The 959-nt window shown below is 52.3% G+C and carries 1 protein-coding gene and 1 pseudogene; both read left to right on the plus strand.

All coding sequences use genetic code 11. The features are described from left to right. A pseudogene (locus AC1DUA_RS39105) lies at positions 1-142 on the plus strand (dihydropyrimidine dehydrogenase); the annotation flags it as partial. 41 nt (positions 143-183) lie between these two features. Continuing rightward, positions 184-959 (plus strand): NAD-dependent dihydropyrimidine dehydrogenase subunit PreA (gene preA, locus AC1DUA_RS39110; protein ID WP_477504800.1); only part of this gene is annotated, 776 nt, incomplete at its 3' end.

Consider the following 959-nt stretch of genomic DNA (forward strand, 5'->3'; position numbering starts at 1 on the left):
TCCCAAAGTATTTGCGGCAGGCGATGTGATTTTCGGAGAGGGTCAAGGGGAGGCAATGGTTGTTTCAGCTGCTCAGCAGGGGAAACAAGCCGCTTATGCCATCTACAAACAAGTAGTTATCGTTCAGAACGAGTCTGCCTAATAGCTGGTCAATAATCGTACATCATACTGGAGGGATACTGCATGGCAGATCTACGCATCAATCTAGCAGGCATAACTTCACCGAATCCTTTCTGGTTGGCATCGGCACCCCCGACCAATACAGGCTACCAAGTCCAGCGAGCTTTCGAAGCCGGTTGGGGTGGTGCGGTATGGAAAACGCTCGGAGACCCGATTATTAATACGTCCTCACGTTTTGCTGCGGTTCATTTCAACGGACAACGTGTTGCTGGCTTTAATAATATTGAATTGATTACGGACCGCCCGCTTGAGGTTAATTTGCAAGAAATATACGAGACTAAGAAGCGCTTCCCCAATCATGCGCTTGTTGTTTCACTGATGGTTGAGCCCAAACGTGAAAAGTGGCATGAAATCGTAAAGAAGGTCGAAGCCGTCGGGGTGGACGGTCTTGAGCTGAACTTTGGCTGTCCGCACGGAATGGCGGAGCGCGGCATGGGATCAGCTTCAGGGCAGCAGCCAGACCTTGTGGAAGCGCAAACGATGTGGGCGAAAGAAGCGGCGAAGACGCCGGTGATCGTGAAGCTGACGCCAAATATCACGGACATCACTAGCACGGCGAAGGCGGCGGTGCGTGGCGGGGCGGACGCGATCTCCTTGATCAATACGATCAATTCGTTAGCTGGGGTCGATATTGATACATGGAATACGATCCCTCATGTCGGTGGTAAGGGCTCTCATGGCGGCTACTGCGGTCCGGCTGTTAAACCGATCGCTCTGCACATGGTCGCAGATTGTGCGCGTAATTCGGAGGTTGGCATTCCTATCTCGGGAATTGGTGG

Source organism: Paenibacillus sp. 01T422, from assembly GCF_056398785.1.